Below are 15,476 nucleotides of genomic sequence, written 5' to 3'. Positions count from 1 at the left end.
TTTCTCTGTGTTCTTTGTGCTTTTGCGGTTATCAGTTAAGGTGGGCATTGCCCACCCTACTTGTATACTTTAATCTACGCCTTCAATTGGTGCAAAACCTTGGCGCTGAATATTTTCTGTCACTGTGCGCGGTTCTAGGAATTGTAGCAGGTAATCAGGGCCTCCTGCTTTAGAGCCAACGCCAGAAAGATTGAAGCCACCAAAGGGTTGACGGGCAACGATCGCACCTGTAATTGTACGGTTAATGTACAAATTCCCAACTTCAAATTCTTCTTGTGCTTGCTGAATATGGGATGGTGTCCTAGAGTAAATTCCCCCTGTTAAAGCGTAATTAGTACCGTTGGCTACTGCTAATGCTTCTTGAAAGTCTTTTACTCTAACTACCGCCAGTACAGGGCCAAAAATTTCTTGTTGGGCAATTATTGCATTTGGTGGCACTTCGCTAAAGATGACTGGCCCAATAAAATAACCTTGTTCAGGCGCTGGTAACTCCAATGCTAATTTTGCTTCTGCCTTTCCTTTATCAATATACTCACGAATGCGATCGCGGGCATTGGCATCAATTACAGGCCCGACTTGAGTGCTAGGTAACTCTGCCTCTCCAATGTTGAGAGATTTTGTGGCTTCCACCAACCGCTGCACAAAGGTATCATAAATCGGTTGCAGTACAATTACCCTTGAGGCGGCAGAACATTTTTGTCCACTATAACCAAATGCTGATTGCACCACGCCAATTACTGCTTGGTCTAAGTCAGCACTCTCATCTACAATGATTGCGTTTTTACCACCCATTTCGGCAATTACGCGCTTCATGTGCTTTTGACCGGGTTTTAGGGTTGAAGCTTCGGCGTAAATTCTACAGCCTACTTCTTGGGAACCAGTAAAGGCTATCACATGGGTATCAGGATGATTTACCAAGTAAGCACCAACTTGGGAACCCTTACCCGGTACGTATTGAAATACACCTTTAGGGATGCCAGCTTCTACTAAAATTTCCGTGAGTTTCGCCGTAATGACAGAGGATGTTTCCGCAGGTTTGAGGAAAGTACAATTTCCCGCAACTAAGGCAGCAACAGTCATTCCGCAAGCGATCGCTAAAGGAAAATTCCAGGGAGAAATCACCACAGCAATTCCCCTCGGCTTGTAAATATAACGATTTGTCTCGCCAGCTACGTCGTAATTTACACCTTGTTCTAGCCGTTCCATTTCATCAGCATAGTAGCGACAAAAATCTATCGCTTCCGAAACTTCTGCATCGGCTTCCTTAACTGGCTTCCCGACTTCCAAAACTATCCAAGCTGAAAGTTCAGCACGGCGTTGTTCCATCAAATCAGCAGCTTTCCGCAAAACCCCAGCACGTTGTCTTACCGGCGTTTTGCGCCAACCAGGAAAAGCAGCTTTGGCGGCTTGCATTGCTTGTTCGGCTTGTTCAACACTGATCAATCCGACTTTACCAATTACCTGGCTGAAATTAGAAGGATTGAGAGAATCAATCACTTCCTGGGTATTCACATACTCACCATTAATCAGCGGTAAATAAGTTCTCCCCAATTGTTGGTGGATAGCTTGAAAAGCTTGATTAGATTTTCGTCTTGCTTCCTCCTCCGCATAATCCGTATCCGCCGCCCCAACAAAACCTCCACCTTCTTCTGTGCGTCTCTGCGCGACGGACACTTGCTTAAAGCCGGGGAACCCGCCCAACGCAGTGTCCTCCTCTGCGTGAGAAAAATCCACCACTGGCGGCGCTAACAATTCCTCAATCGGTCTATTCTCCAAATTTTGCCTTAGAAAAGAACTATTAGCCGTATTTTCTAACAAACGACGAATTAGATAAGCCATTCCCGGCAATAGTTCACCGTAGGGACAGTAAACTCGCACCCGGTAACCCCTATCCACCAACGCCTTCGCTAGTTTATCGCCCATACCGTAGAGAACTTGCATTTCAAAACGACGGCGGGGGACATTTAAGCTTTCAGCTATAGCAATAGCCAGTGCTTGCGATCGCACGTTATGGCTACCAATGGCAGCATATACATATTGATGATTTTCTAGCAATAACTGAGTTATGGCTTCAAAGTTGGCATCGGTGGCTGCTTTATCGTTGTAAACAGGTTGCGGCCAATGTTTCTGTGCTGCTTTGATTGTTTCCTGATCCCAATATGCGCCTTTGACTAAGCGAATTGTTAAAGGATAACCACGCTGTTTCAACCAAGAAATTATGTCCTTGGTATCTTGCTCGCTATCACGCAGATATGCTTGAATTGTGATCCCGATATCTGTACGTTGCCTAAATTCTTCTTCGGTCAATAGTTTTTTTAAGATATTTAAGGTTATATCTTTATAGGCATACTGTTCCATATCAAAATGTACAGCTGCCCCTACTGTTTGAGCATGACGTAGAAGAGTGCGAATGCGATCGCTAACTCGCTCTTCACTACCCTTAGCATCTAAGGGGTCAAATTGCGAATAAAACGCCGTTAATTTCACAGAAACCTGGACTTTTGGTAGCTGTTCGCCATCTGCTGTATCAATAGCCGGAATTGTTGTCCAATTCTTAGATGCTGCCACCAACTGTTGCATTAATTCTAGATAGCGTTCTAGATAAGATTGTGCTTCTGCTTCTGTAATTACTGCCTCACCAAGTAAGTCAATGGTGAAAGCCATTTTTTCTTTACGCAGCCTTTCTACTGTTTTAATGACTTGTTGAATATTTTCCCCAGCAATATATTTATGAGCAAGAGTCTCAACTGCTGTCGCCACAGTTTTAGCTGCAACTTGCCCTGGCATTGAATCTGGGTTAGCAAAGTTTAGCATCCCCTTCAAAGCCGCAGGTAATTCTACAGATTCATCTCCTAGATATTCTTGTAAATGTGCAGCAATTTCTGAGTTACTGCGTAATGCAGGTAGTGTATCGATAAAGCGAAATAGTTGCACCCGTAAACCAGGATTACTCATCGCCCAAGCTAGCAATTTATCATCCCAGCGCATCTGATCGCGCAGCGAAGCAAAAAATGAACGATTTTCTTGCGTTACTTCTAGAATTTGTTTAGCAATTTCTTGAGTTTTAGCTTCGTAGGTGCTTGTTTTTACTTGTAATACCACTGATAGTAAACTCCTAATTCCAGATAAGGCTTTTTGTATTTGCCTATATGTTCTATTCTGACTCTTTCATTTTGCTGCCACCATATATTAGTAATTTAAAATTCACAATCCCCTAGAGGAAGCCACTTACAGACATGGTAGAGGGTATTGCTGAATCAGTAGACTTATTGCAAAAATCCGAATAGACCAAAAAAACCACAGATAAACACCAATACTTATTAGCGCAGGACTTACGCAAGAACTCTCCGAAACTCTTATAACTTTGTGTACTTTGCGTCCTTAGCGGTTCGTTTTTTCATAATTTTGCGTAAGTTCTATTTTTATGTATCCATCAGTCTTTATCAGTGGTTCGATATACAAAACATGGGATCGGAGCGCAGGACTGCCTCAAATTGATAAAATTCTCAACTAGGCAGTAGTACCTTATAAAAAGATAACCTCATGGATATCTTGTTATGCCGCTGGCAACAAACACTCCAATTTTTTAAACTTGACCAAGTAGTTGCAAATAACGCTTTTAATGACCTAGTTGCAGCTTATTCTAGTCCTGGTCGTTACTACCACACACTAAAACACATTCTGCATATTCTCAGCACAATTGATACTTTACAAGCCTACATTAAAGAAATAAATGCTGTACAACTTGCTGCTTGGTTTCACGATATAGTTTATGACACTCGCTCTCAAGATAACGAAGAAAAAAGTGCTGATTATGCTTTTAATTTGTTGAGTAATTTAGGCATTCCACTTGACAATATCGCCACAGTTACCCGTTTAATCTTGAATACAAAACATCATCAAGCCGCTGCGGATGATTTTGATAGTCAAGTCCTACTTGATGCAGATTTAGCTATTTTAGCTGCTGACCCAATTCAGTATCAGGAATACGCCAATGCGATTCGCCAAGAATATGCATGGGTGACAGAAGCAGATTATATTACAGGCCGTAGGCAGGTTTTAGAGCGATTTTTGCAGCGCGATCGCATCTATTTTACGCCTTTAATGTTTGAGATTGCTGAACAATCTGCCCGTTCTAATCTTAAAGCGGAAATTAAAATTCTTAATCGATGAAAATATTATGGATAATAATGAATACGAACAACAATACAAGAAAGAAGTAATTGGTTTCTTTAACAGCAGAACTAGCTACGATAACGATTACACAATTCGTCGTGCTATCCCGTTACTAAAGCTCATTCAATTACAAGAAGGACAAACTATATTAGATCTAGCAACTGGTACAGGTATCATTGCCATTGCTGCTGCCCAAATTATTGGTTATTCTGGCAAGGTAATTGCTGTAGATTTTTCTTCAGGAATGCTTGCTCAAGCACAGCAAAAAATGGAGGCATTAAACTTACAAAATATTGAATTGATTGAAGCAGATGTAGACTATATAGATTTCCCTGATGAGAGTTTTGATGTTATTCTGTGTTCCACTGCGATCGTTTATTTCAAAGATATTCCATCTGCTATACGTAAATGGCATAGTTGGCTGAAACCAGGGGGAGTTGTAGGATTTTCTTGTTGTTCTGAAAATTCATGTGAAGCACCCCTCATTATTACAGTTTGTGCTAAACATGGAATTTTGCTCTCTAATATTAATGAACCAACAGGTAGTATCGAAAAGTGCCATAATTTGTTGGCAGAAGCTGGTTTTCAAGATATTGAAGTAAAAACTCAGCAATTAGGTTTCTACCGTAGCCTTGCTCAAGCTAGAGAATGGAATGGAGGATGGTTTCATCCTAGAGAAAATACTTTATCAAAATTGTCATCAGAACACATGGCAGGCTTGAAAGCAGAATACCGCCAACAAATTGAGTCGCTGGTAACAGAACAAGGCGTTTGGTATGAAAATATGACTTTTTTTGTCACTGGGCGCAAAAAATAGCATCAAAAACTACTGGGTCTAATCTCCACTTAATATCACATCCAGTTAACAGATAAACTGCAAACTAGCGGTCACATCAACGCGGAAACTAGACCCAGTATTAAATTTTAAACAATCAGATTTTAAATTTTAGCGTCTGCTACCACCACGGTAGGGCACTGCATTGAGATAATCGATGTTAAATGCAGAAACTCTTTGTGCGTAGTTGCCTTGAGCGCCAATTGCTGCTGCCACATCCGCGAATTTCCGTGGGTCGCCTTCTGCAAGGCGTTTTTCTTGGAACTTGCGGCTGTAGAATTTCTCCAAGGTGAAGCGCCAGTCTGTGGTAACGGTGCCAACTTTTTCTTGGAAGTCTTCGCCGTAGCGAGGAGTTACCAAGTTGTGAGGGCGACTTTCTAAACGCTTGCGTTGGTAGGGTACAGTATTGTCGCCGAAGGCTTGGGTATACTCTTCGCTATCTACGATCGCATCAACAAAGCCGCTAAAACCCTTAGTCCCAATCACAATTGACCAAGCAATTTCTTCTTCTTTGTTGTAAGCAGAACGGCCTAATAAGCGCTTGAGAGTAATGTCTACTAGACGGTAGTTGTTGTTTACTGAAACAACTAAACGATAGAAAGCCTCAGATTTGGCTAAACCTCGGATGAAGTCCCGTACTGATAGTGAGCCATTTTTCAGTTGAGATTCAAAATTCTTTTGACGGTTAAATTTTAGAATCTCATGTTCGCTGAATACTTGGCGATAGCTTGCCCAAATTATGTTTTCAATATCAGTGTAAGAGCTGACATCTTCTAAGCGATAGATATATGGTGTATCTTCATTCAGGTCAGCGGTGCCAAAGCTATTAACTCGATGGTTTTGGCTGCTTGGTTTGTATTGAAGTAATGGCAATGCCATGCTGCGTTGTTCCTCTTAATTAAATAAATTAAACAAAGAGTTAGCTAGTGAAACTTAAAGAGGCTTGATTCCTCAAACTTTTCACTCATGCTTTCTTTATTGTCCCGCATTCGGTTCACCGTATAGGGAAATTAGCGCTGGTATTTATGGAAAGGGGAATACCCTGCGAGCTAGTATCTCTTGTGGTGTCGGGAATTGTGATGTTTGCTGTGCTAACTGGTGTATAGCTAACTGTCTGGATAGGGATTGAACTCGCCATTTCCAAGAAGTTATTAATATCACCCCATTTATAACGTCCACTTTCTAACTTATCGCGCCAGTAGTCGCCGTAGCGAGGCGTTACCAAATTAAATGGTCTATCTTTGAAGCGACGACGCTGGTAAGGAACTGTATTTTCACCAAAGTTAGTTTGGTACTCATCAGAGTCAACTAAAGCATCAACAAAACCACCCCAACCTTGAGTTGCTATTTTAATCGACCAAGCAATTTCTTCGTCTTTGTTGTAAGGCGCGCGGCCTAAAAGTCTTTTGAGGGCAAGTTCTACGATGCGGTAGTTAGAATTTGTCTCTACTACCAAACGCCGGAACGAATCAGATTTCGCTATGCCCCGGATGAAGTCACGCACAGTGATGGCACGGTTTTTCAACTGCGATTCTAAATCAGTCTGGCGATAAAATTTGAGGATTTCATGTTCGCTGAAAACCTGCCGATAAGCAGCCCAAATTAATTCTTGGAGGTCGCTATCAAAAGCGCAGTCTTCTATCCGGTAAGGTCTAGGGGTATCTTCACTAGGCACTTCGTAACCAGGGACGCGCTGGTTTTGAGAACTCGGTTTGTATTCTAGTAAGGGGATTGACATGGTTAGTTAATCAACGGGTAAAAAGGTAATTAGTCATTGCTAATTGGGAAAAAGAAATTTCCTATTCCCCATCAGCCATGCCTCAATTTGTTGGGTTGCTAGGTATGTAACGATAAGGTAAAGCTACTGCTGTAGGTTTCACCTTTGGTTGGGTGGTAACAGATTCACGGGATGTGTCTGGTATTTGGAGATTTCTTACCTGGGCTGTTACAGAATCGATGGTGCGTTGGTAGTTACGTTCGGTGGTGAGCATTTTCCCTGCCATTGCCAAGAAATTGCTGGGAATTGCCTGACGAATTTCTTCTTTGCTGACATTTCCTGATTGGCGAATCTTATAGAAGGAACGACCTCCCAGATATTGCAGGTTCAAGCGATCGCGCCAGTCTCTACCGTAGCGGGGGTTAACTAAGTTAAAGGGTCGGTCTTTGAAGCGACGGCGTTGAAAAGGTACAATATCATCGCCAAAATTCTCACGGTATTCATCACTGTCTAATAAGTTATCGATGAAACCATGCAATCCCTTGGTTGCAATCACAATTGACCAGGCAATTTCTTCGTCTTTGTTGTAAGCAGCGCGACCCAAAAACCGTTTTAAAGTAATGTCAACTAAACGGTAGTTGGAGTTTGTGTCTGCTACCTGTGTGCGATAAACTTCAGACTTACCCAAGCCCCGGATAAAATCACGAACGTTAATTGCTCGATTTCGCAGTTGCGATTCTAAGAAAGGCTGGCGATTACTTTTGATAATTAAGTGTTCGCTGAAAATTTGCCGATATCCTGCCCAGATAATGGCATCAATATCTTTATCTGAAGTTGCATCAGATAATCGATAAATAGTCGGCGTGTCTTCATTAGGAACTTCGTAGCCTTCTACACGCTGATTTTGCGTAGTTGGTGTATATTCAAGAAGTGGTAACGACATCTTTACTTTTACCTTTTTTTATGGTAAATAAAACAACTTATTAGCCTTGAGCTAGCTGTACACGGGCACGAACAGCTTTCTCAGCATCAGTTGCCAGCATCTCTTCGAGTCTAGCCCGGATGAGCTGCTGCAAATCAGGTATTTTCACTAGGGCTTGCAAACCAACAACAGCGGCATAACGAATCGACCAATCTGGATCTTGGGAAATGAATAGTAGTGTTTCCAGCGCTCTTTGTGATGCAGTTTGGCTTTCAGGAAAACCTAGCTTATGCCAATGCAAGCTTCCTAGCCCTTTGGCGGCGGCGCGGCGGACGCTGGGGGCAAAGTCGGTGGCAGCAGCATCAATTAACACATCTAAGGCGCGGGGGTCGGCGATCGCTGCTAAGGTGCGAATCGAGTAAGCCCGTGCGCCATAGTTATAATCATCGATTTGTGTTAATAACTGCGGCACAGCTACTTCTCCTAACTCCGTCAGTGCAGCCACGGCTACTGCTGCTGCCGTTGGGTTGTTATAACCAAAAACGGCAATTAAGGTAGGAATCGCCGCTACATCTTTTGCCGCTGCCAAGTTTTGCACTGCCATCACCATTCGCGCTGGTGTGTCTGCAAGGGCGACGGCGCGAATTAGTTCATCAGTCATCAGTCATTAGTTAATAGCCATTAGTCATCGGTCATTAGCCATTTGCTTTTTACAAAGAACAAACGACCAATAACCAATGACTACAACAGTGAATCCATCAGGTTCATTACCCGAATTGCCTCATCAGACAAGGAAAGTATTTTTAATTCCTCAACTAGCTGATGCTCTAACAATCCTTTGAGGGCAATGAGTTTAAAGCTATTCTCTACTTTGGCATGAGCGATCGCATCTGCTGCTGCTATGTAACCTATGGCACCTAAATCTCCTAAGGCAACGCGGCGCAATTTCAGATCGGTACCGTCCAAAATTTTTACCAAACGTTCACCATAGACTGAATTTTGTGTCAATTGGTACATTGCTCTAGCAGCGGCGCACTGTACTCTTGGTATTGAATGCTCTAAGAACGGCTCTATTAAGGAAATAGCTTCAGTAGCACCAATAGTTCCTAAGGCTTCTAGCACCGCTTCATAGGGCTGAGTTAAGTGGGGACGTCCCACTATTTGCACGGCCTCTGCTACACCCCCATCTAGCAATTGCATCAGTGCTGGTGCCGCAGTTGTAGCGCGCAGCATTTCCAAGGACTGAGCTGCTGCTTCTCGCACGTAGAAGTCGGAGCATTCTAAGCACTTAATTAAACCCGGTACAGCTTTCGGATCACCTAATTTCCCTAATGCTCTTGCCGCATTGCGTCGTAGAGGATAACCTCCCAGTTCGGTTCTGTCGGCTTCGTCTTCTAAAGCTGCAATTAAAGCATCTACGGCAGCTGGCTGGTTAACTTGAAACTTGCCCAGCCACCAAGCTGCATAATAGCGGAGACCTAAATCTGATGATTGCAGGTTAGCGAGCGCTTGCTCTGGCGTCAGCGGTGGCGCGTTCTCTACAGAATCTTGTTCCTCACTGGGTTCGATCATTAGCAGAGCGTTAGTTCTGTTCAGCAAGCTCCAACGGATGAATGCCAACGATTCTACCGCCCAAGCGGTTAATCCGCTGCATTTCCTCGTTCATGCGATTATATGGCACTGTGATAAACACGCTGCCACTGCGACGGATATTGTACTTATTCTTATCGGTTTCTGAATTTTGCCGTAAGCCTACAACTTCGTAACGAAACATCCGGCTATCAGCTGAAGAAATTCCACCAGTACCAACTGTAGTTTGACCGTACATTAATTCTCTGTCTCCTATTAGTGTCGGGTAATAAATGCGGATAGGTTAAGAGGTAATTGGTAATTGGGCATTAAGTTTTAATTACTAGCCGATTACCGATTACGCCGGCGAAACGCTAGCGATTTTTCCGCCCTGCCGATGAATTTGCTGTATCTTTTCCGAAAGCCGTTCATAAGGTACAATAAATACCGTGCTGCTGCGGCGAACGCTAGGATATCCAGCTCCGCGAATTCCTGTGACTTCAAGGCGGTATACGCGATCGCTTGCACCTACTGCATTACCCATGTTCTTTTTCGGCGCTACATCGGCTGAGGCGCGGAAACTCCAGTTATTGTTGCTACCGGATGGGCCGACAATGGAAGATGCCTTATTGCTTGCTAGTTCACGCGCTAGACGAGATTTGTTTCCTTCTACCTGAGCGCTGTCGCTGTTAGCATAACCACGGTACAAGCGGAACATTCTGGTAAAGCCTACAGTTTTTTGCCCTGGCTGGATTTCAAAACCACGATAATAAGGCACAACATTGTCGCCGAAGTTGTTTTGATACTCTACAGAATCAATGTAGGAGTCGATTTCGGCATCATACCCTTTGTTTTGGTACAAGTCTAAGTGATAAACCACTTCCGACTCATCATAGGGAGCGCGACCTAACAAATGCTTGTAGTTGAGTTCAATCAACCGGGTTTGAAAACTGTTGTAAAAAAACTTCTGTTTGTAAAGTTCTGACTTGGCGACTCTACGTACAAACTCCCGTACTGTCAGGTTGCCATCTCGCAAGAGTGATTCTGCACTTACAAGGCGTTCCGATGCCATTAAATAGTCATTACCCAAAACTTGCCGATAAACGGCACGGATAACTAATTCTACTTCTTCTCTGCTAGCACTGGGGCGAAGCTCGATTCGACTTGCTTGACTAAAAGCTTCCGTTCCTAGTCTGGATGCTGCTGCTGTAATAGCCATTTAAATTTCCCCCTATTTATTGGCATTCCGGCTCTTGCCGAATGCTTGCTTTGCTAAAGCTTTTTATCTATCTCTACATAAAACGATGCCCGGGGCGAGATCCAACTGCTAGGTGATTCCATCTAGCAACTGCACCCCTCTCCGGGCATAACGCTATCTAGCTGAGAGCGTTGATTGCGTAGTCAATGTAGGTGTTAGCTTCGTTAGCAGCTTGACCACTCAAACCATGGTTGGCTTTGATGTTCTTCAGAGCTTCTACGTACCAGCTGGGAGACAAATCAAAAGCACTGTTGATTTCAGCCAAGCCAGCAATTAAGTATTCATCCAAAGGACCTGTACCACCAGCAATTAAGCTGTAGGTGATGATCCGTAGGTAGTGACCAACGTCACGAGAACACTTGGACTTACCACGGCTGTCAGCAGCGAATTGATTACCTTGTGTTTGGGTGGTGTAGGGGTATTTTTGGTAAACGGCTTGGGTTGCGCCGTCAATCAATCTTTGAGCGTTGGAGGTCAAAGCACGAGCTGCTTCCATGCTGGCAACAGCACGTACAAAACGACCGTTAACGGCTTGCAGTTCGGTGTTGCTCAGGAAACGTCCTTGGGTATCAGCAGCTGCGATTGCTTCGGTAATAGGTGTCTTCATCGTTTAATATCTCCTTGTTGTTTCTTAATTTCTCGCTGGGAGAGCTTTATTTGTTGACTCTGGGTTGTTTATTGCTTATTAAGCAACAGCAGCAGCAGCACGATCAAAGTAGCTAGCCAATTCAGAAACTAGTGAACTGCAATCACCCTTGCTGATACCGTTGGGATCGTTAACAATAGAGATTGCTGCATCTTTCATCTTCTGAACGCCAACTGCAACAGAAGAACCGGGAGTACCCAAAGCTTGGTAGGTTTCACGTAAGCCGTTCAAGCAACGGTCATCAAGGACGCTTGCATCACCAGCCAATGCAGCATAGGTAACGTAGCGCAAGATGATTTCCATATCGCGGAGACAAGCAGCCATACGACGGTTGGTGTAAGCGTTACCGCCAGGAGCAATCAGTTGGGGCTGCTCTTCAAACAAGCTACGAGCAGCGTTGGTGACAATAGCAGAAGCATTGCTGGTGATGCGGTTGACAACATCCAAGCGCTTGTTGCCTGCTTTGACTACTTCGGTTAAAGCATCTAGCTGTTCGTTGCTCAGGAATTCTCCTCTGGCATCAGCTTGAGAAACCACCTTGGCGAATACGTCTAATGTCATGGACTTAATCTCCTAATTACTTAGTCGAGAGATGTTTTGATTAAAACGGGTAATGTCTTATCGCTCAATCAGTGGAATGGTTCACAACAGACTTAAGAGCAAACTGTTTCTCAAATTGGTCTCACATTTACTTGCTACTACATGAACGAGAAATTATGAGAATCTGGGGTGATTTTATGAGAAGCTGGCAAACCTTGTGAATTGATTACCTTGTTTAACTTTTGTCTGTTATTTAACCCCTCCAGCTTATGTTTATACAACGCTATAGATCCTTTATTTGTTACAAATTATGAATAAATAAGATGCATGAATAAGATAAGCCTCAAATCCTTTACATATAAGGGCTGTGCCTGAGAAAAGTTAAATATTTTCGTTACATAACTTTATAATTTGCCCATAAACTAGAAAAATATTCTAGTTTTATATTTTTTTAATTTTTCCGAAAACCCTGAAAATACAAGTTATTGCAGTTTGATTTAGCATTTGCTCTTGAGAGCAAATTTGTTAAGAAACATAAACTTTAACTTTCTTAACATTGTTGTGAGTAGCTGTAATTCTTTTCTAAATAGGGGGGTAGATGAAGAAGCGAAAGTTTGTTGACAATTACTTTACTTTATGCAAAGCCAGTAGCTAAAAGTCCGACGCGGGGCAATATTGGTTGAAAACTTCTCCACAGCTACCTTAGCTGTTAACTGAGTGTTATTTCATTAAAACCTCTAAGGCACAACCAATCTGAGAGCGGACACTTTATCTGCTTCGTGGGCGCTCGCTCGTTGTAAGGCTACCTGAGCCTCTGGTGTAGCGATTTTCTGTAGAGATACCACAGCAGTATGCAATGCTCTCCAAACTAGCTTTTCTTGGGCAAAGCGCTCGTAGGCAGTTCAGATCACACCTGGTGAATTATCTTCGCTTCAATTCGGACGCAACTCAACTTTTCTGCCGACTTCATCTCTAAATTGCTAGCCGTTCTGCGACTAAACTACTCATCTCTACAAACGCTCTGTTTCCAATTTTATTTGTAAATAAATTTGGGTTTTTGGTAATAGATAAACACTGCGATTAAATATAATCATCCATGGTGTTTAAGTAGCAATAAAATAGTCAATATTGTTCAATATTTTTAATTTATCTAATGAGAAATAACAGAACGTCGTCGTAGAACTTCTAGCAAAGTGAGAAACGTTTGAGGAGGGGGAGCTACCACCTCAATTAAATTTCCTGATAGAGGATGCTGTAACTTTAGCCGCCAAGCGTGTAGTGCTTGACCAGGCAAATTTACCCCTATAGAACGACCAGAACCATAAACAGGATCGCCGACAATAGGATGTCCAATTTTGGCGCTGTGGACACGAATTTGATGGGTGCGTCCAGTTTCTAGTTGAAAGTGAATTAATGTGTAATTACCCAAACGTTCTAGTACTTGCCAATGAGTAATAGCAGAACGTCCACCTTTTTCTATGGGGACAACTGCCATTTTCTTGCGGTCTTGTGGATGGCGACCAATGGGCAAGTCTATGATGCCACTTTCAGCTTTTGGCGCACCGTAAACTACACCTAAATATTCTCGCCGTGCAGTTTTCGCTTGGAGTTGTGCTTGTAGGTGCTGATAGGCAATATCTGTTTTGGCAATAGCGATCGCCCCGGTTGTATCCTTATCTAGTCGATGGACAATCCCTGGACGTTGAACTCCCCCAATTCCTGGTAAGTTGGGACAGTGCGCTAACAAAGCATTAACTAATGTGCCATCTGGGTGGCCAGGTGCAGGATGAACAACTAAACCTGCGGGTTTGTTGAGAATGAGTAACTGGTCATCTTCATAGAGAATATCTAAAGGAATATTTTCTGCTTGCAGTTCTAAAGGTTGCGCTTCTGGTATTTCTAGAGTGATGCGATCGCCTGCTTTAAGATTAATTTTTTTAGATGTGCAGACTTCACCATTAATTTGAACTTTACCCTGTTCAATTAACTGTTGAATACGAGAACGAGATAAATCTGGTAATTCTTGGGAAAGGTAGCGATCAAGGCGATCGCTTTTTTCGTGGACTTCTAAATTAATGTCGGTCAGCATCAGGGATTTACAGTTCCTCTGGATTAATTCCCTTTTCTTGAAGTAAAGCGCGGAGTGCTTCTAGTTGATTTTGTGCTTGTTCTGCTCGTTGGCGTTCTTGTTCTGCTTGAGCTTGTGCTTGTTCCCGTTGTTGCGCTTGTTCTAGATATGTCAAAAACCGCTGTCCGTCAGGACGATAAATCTGAAGTTCGCCACTTGATAGTTCAAAGCGTATACCAAGTCGAGGGCTTACCCAACCAAGCATTTGCGGAATTTCTACTAGTTCATTACCAGAACGTAGCCAACCGCTTAACTCACCTGTTTCTGGATCATATAGATAATATTCTTCTACCCCGTAGCGTTCATAAAACTTGTATTTCGCAATCATCTCTTTGGCAGTATTGCTAGGAGAAAGAATTTCAAATACTACTTGCGGAGGAATATTATTTTCTTGCCATTGTAGATAAGAACCTCGATCTCCTTTTGGTCTGCCAAAGGCTACCATTACATCCGGCGCTCTGCGTAAAAAATTGTCTCCTTCAACCGGATACCAAAGTAAATCGCCAGCAACAAATACATTAGGGTCATTAGCAAACAACAAATCCAAGTTTTTTTTAATCAGTACAATCAACTCAAACTGTTTTGTGTTGTCTGCCATTGGCTGTCCGTCGCTTTCGGGGTAGATGATGCGTTTTTGGCTGGAAGATTCTAACTGTGTAACCATTGCAGTAATAATAATTCGACGGTAGCATTGCTAATTCTAACGAATAGCTGACATAGAGAATAAGTAATAGAACTATTTAGCACAAAAAGTAAGTAATTATACTATATATATGCCTGCGATCGCTACAGTATTGTTGAGAATGCGATCGCGTAGCGCGCTGTGCTTGCTCAATCTCCACCATGCCACAAATTTTGCTAGTCGGTTGTCTTCTTTCGTTTGAACAAAGTTGAGCTAAGTTCTTCAATCTTCCCAGCAATGCAAAATGATAAAATCTTTCATATTTGATTCAGGAATAAGTATGTTTAAATGAAACAAAGTTAATATACTGTACATTTTTTGTTGATCCGGATAATCAGACAAATATTTTAGAGAAATTCTTATAAGCTGAAATTAATTGCTTTCATATTTTCTTGATTGATTTATTATAAAAATCACATATTTTATTTCACTTTTTGTAATTTTTGGAGTAACCTAAATTTTAGTAAGTTGCTTCAAATGTACCATTTAAATGAAAATTGTTATTTTCAGGTATATCCTATAGCAATCCCGTTCAATTTGTAAAAGAGGACTATGTTTAAACCAAAATTAGAGAAAATGAAGAAAAACCAGTCGTTGCTTCCACCATCAAAGACCCTATGAGCTTTGAAAATCAAAACTTTAATGGTACGCACAGACAAAGCTAACGGAGAGTTCGGAACTAGCTTAGTAGTGCTATATATTTCTTGGATTTTACTGAAAATTCTAGAATTTAGCACTTCACATTGTGCATAGAGGCTAATTCCCCTACATAACAATATAATTCGCTTCTAGCACTAATCAAAGCTTACATTCTGCTAAAATCGTTACTTTTGTAGCAAAACACACATTATTACAGCGTAAATGATTAGCTGTTTCACCCTTGTTAGCAATTTGTCATTCTTGTTGTATAAGTGATATTTTGTTCAAGTTTGTAGACAGAAGCTCCACAATCTCTAACTTGGGTAAAATCATAAGTTTGACATTTATTTAGTTCCAATAAATA

14 protein-coding genes are annotated in these 15,476 nt (G+C 42.2%); 2 read left to right on the top strand and 12 right to left on the bottom strand.

The features are described from left to right. Positions 1-69: 69 nt before the first annotated feature. Positions 70-3,102 (bottom strand): L-glutamate gamma-semialdehyde dehydrogenase, encoded by a 3,033-nt coding sequence (gene pruA / locus AC5JL8_RS19515; RefSeq protein WP_495881336.1) that lies wholly within the window; start codon positions 3,100-3,102, stop codon positions 70-72. Between the two features lie 441 nt (positions 3,103-3,543). On the opposite strand from pruA, the gene AC5JL8_RS19510 reads away from it, so the two are divergent. Both AC5JL8_RS19510 and AC5JL8_RS19505 read left to right on the top strand, forming a co-directional pair. After that, complete coding sequence (locus AC5JL8_RS19510) at positions 3,544-4,173, top strand: HD domain-containing protein (protein WP_495881335.1); 630 nt, start codon at positions 3,544-3,546, stop codon at positions 4,171-4,173. A gap of 7 nt (positions 4,174-4,180) precedes the next feature. Continuing rightward, positions 4,181-4,993 carry a class I SAM-dependent methyltransferase gene (locus AC5JL8_RS19505; RefSeq protein ID WP_495881334.1) on the top strand — a complete coding sequence of 271 codons (813 nt, stop codon included), beginning with the start codon at positions 4,181-4,183 and terminating at the stop codon, positions 4,991-4,993. Between the two features lie 129 nt (positions 4,994-5,122). Here the strand turns inward: AC5JL8_RS19505 and cpcG4 are convergent, their stop codons facing one another. The 11 genes from cpcG4 to AC5JL8_RS19450 all read right to left on the bottom strand — a co-directional run bounded on the left by cpcG4 (position 5,123) and on the right by AC5JL8_RS19450 (position 14,455). Continuing rightward, positions 5,123-5,890, bottom strand: a complete 768-nt coding sequence (cpcG4, locus tag AC5JL8_RS19500; RefSeq protein WP_495881333.1) for a phycobilisome rod-core linker protein CpcG4 — start codon at positions 5,888-5,890, stop codon at positions 5,123-5,125. Positions 5,891-6,005: 115 nt separating this feature from the next. Continuing rightward, positions 6,006-6,749 (bottom strand): phycobilisome rod-core linker protein CpcG2, encoded by a 744-nt coding sequence (gene cpcG2, locus AC5JL8_RS19495; RefSeq protein ID WP_495881332.1) that lies wholly within the window; start codon positions 6,747-6,749, stop codon positions 6,006-6,008. Positions 6,750-6,831: 82 nt separating this feature from the next. Beyond that, positions 6,832-7,671: a phycobilisome rod-core linker protein CpcG1 gene (gene cpcG1 / locus AC5JL8_RS19490; protein ID WP_495881331.1), complete on the bottom strand. Its 840-nt coding sequence runs from the start codon at positions 7,669-7,671 to the stop codon at positions 6,832-6,834. Between the two features lie 40 nt (positions 7,672-7,711). Then, positions 7,712-8,311, bottom strand: a complete 600-nt coding sequence (cpcF, locus tag AC5JL8_RS19485; RefSeq protein ID WP_495881330.1) for a C-phycocyanin alpha-cysteine-84 phycocyanobilin lyase subunit CpcF — start codon at positions 8,309-8,311, stop codon at positions 7,712-7,714. Between the two features lie 80 nt (positions 8,312-8,391). Continuing rightward, positions 8,392-9,222 (bottom strand): C-phycocyanin alpha-cysteine-84 phycocyanobilin lyase subunit CpcE, encoded by an 831-nt coding sequence (gene cpcE, locus AC5JL8_RS19480; protein ID WP_495881329.1) that lies wholly within the window; start codon positions 9,220-9,222, stop codon positions 8,392-8,394. Between the two features lie 10 nt (positions 9,223-9,232). Continuing rightward, complete coding sequence (gene cpcD, locus AC5JL8_RS19475; protein WP_495881328.1) at positions 9,233-9,478, bottom strand: rod-capping linker protein CpcD; 246 nt, start codon at positions 9,476-9,478, stop codon at positions 9,233-9,235. Between the two features lie 99 nt (positions 9,479-9,577). Beyond that, positions 9,578-10,438, bottom strand: coding sequence for a phycobilisome rod-core linker polypeptide (locus AC5JL8_RS19470; protein ID WP_495881327.1), 861 nt, complete (start codon positions 10,436-10,438; stop codon positions 9,578-9,580). Between the two features lie 157 nt (positions 10,439-10,595). After that, positions 10,596-11,084, bottom strand: a complete 489-nt coding sequence (gene cpcA / locus AC5JL8_RS19465; protein WP_495881326.1) for a C-phycocyanin subunit alpha — start codon at positions 11,082-11,084, stop codon at positions 10,596-10,598. 78 nt (positions 11,085-11,162) lie between these two features. Further along, positions 11,163-11,684 carry a C-phycocyanin subunit beta gene (gene cpcB / locus AC5JL8_RS19460; protein ID WP_495881325.1) on the bottom strand — a complete coding sequence of 174 codons (522 nt, stop codon included), beginning with the start codon at positions 11,682-11,684 and terminating at the stop codon, positions 11,163-11,165. 1,129 nt (positions 11,685-12,813) lie between these two features. After that, a complete protein-coding gene (locus AC5JL8_RS19455) occupies positions 12,814-13,752 on the bottom strand; it encodes an RluA family pseudouridine synthase (protein WP_495881324.1) in 939 nt (312 codons plus the stop codon). A gap of 7 nt (positions 13,753-13,759) precedes the next feature. Continuing rightward, positions 13,760-14,455 carry a Uma2 family endonuclease gene (locus AC5JL8_RS19450; RefSeq protein WP_495881323.1) on the bottom strand — a complete coding sequence of 232 codons (696 nt, stop codon included), beginning with the start codon at positions 14,453-14,455 and terminating at the stop codon, positions 13,760-13,762. Positions 14,456-15,476: the final 1,021 nt, after the last annotated feature.

It is taken from the genome of Mojavia sp., assembly GCF_059505145.1.
This window is presented reverse-complemented; position numbering and strand designations above follow the sequence as displayed.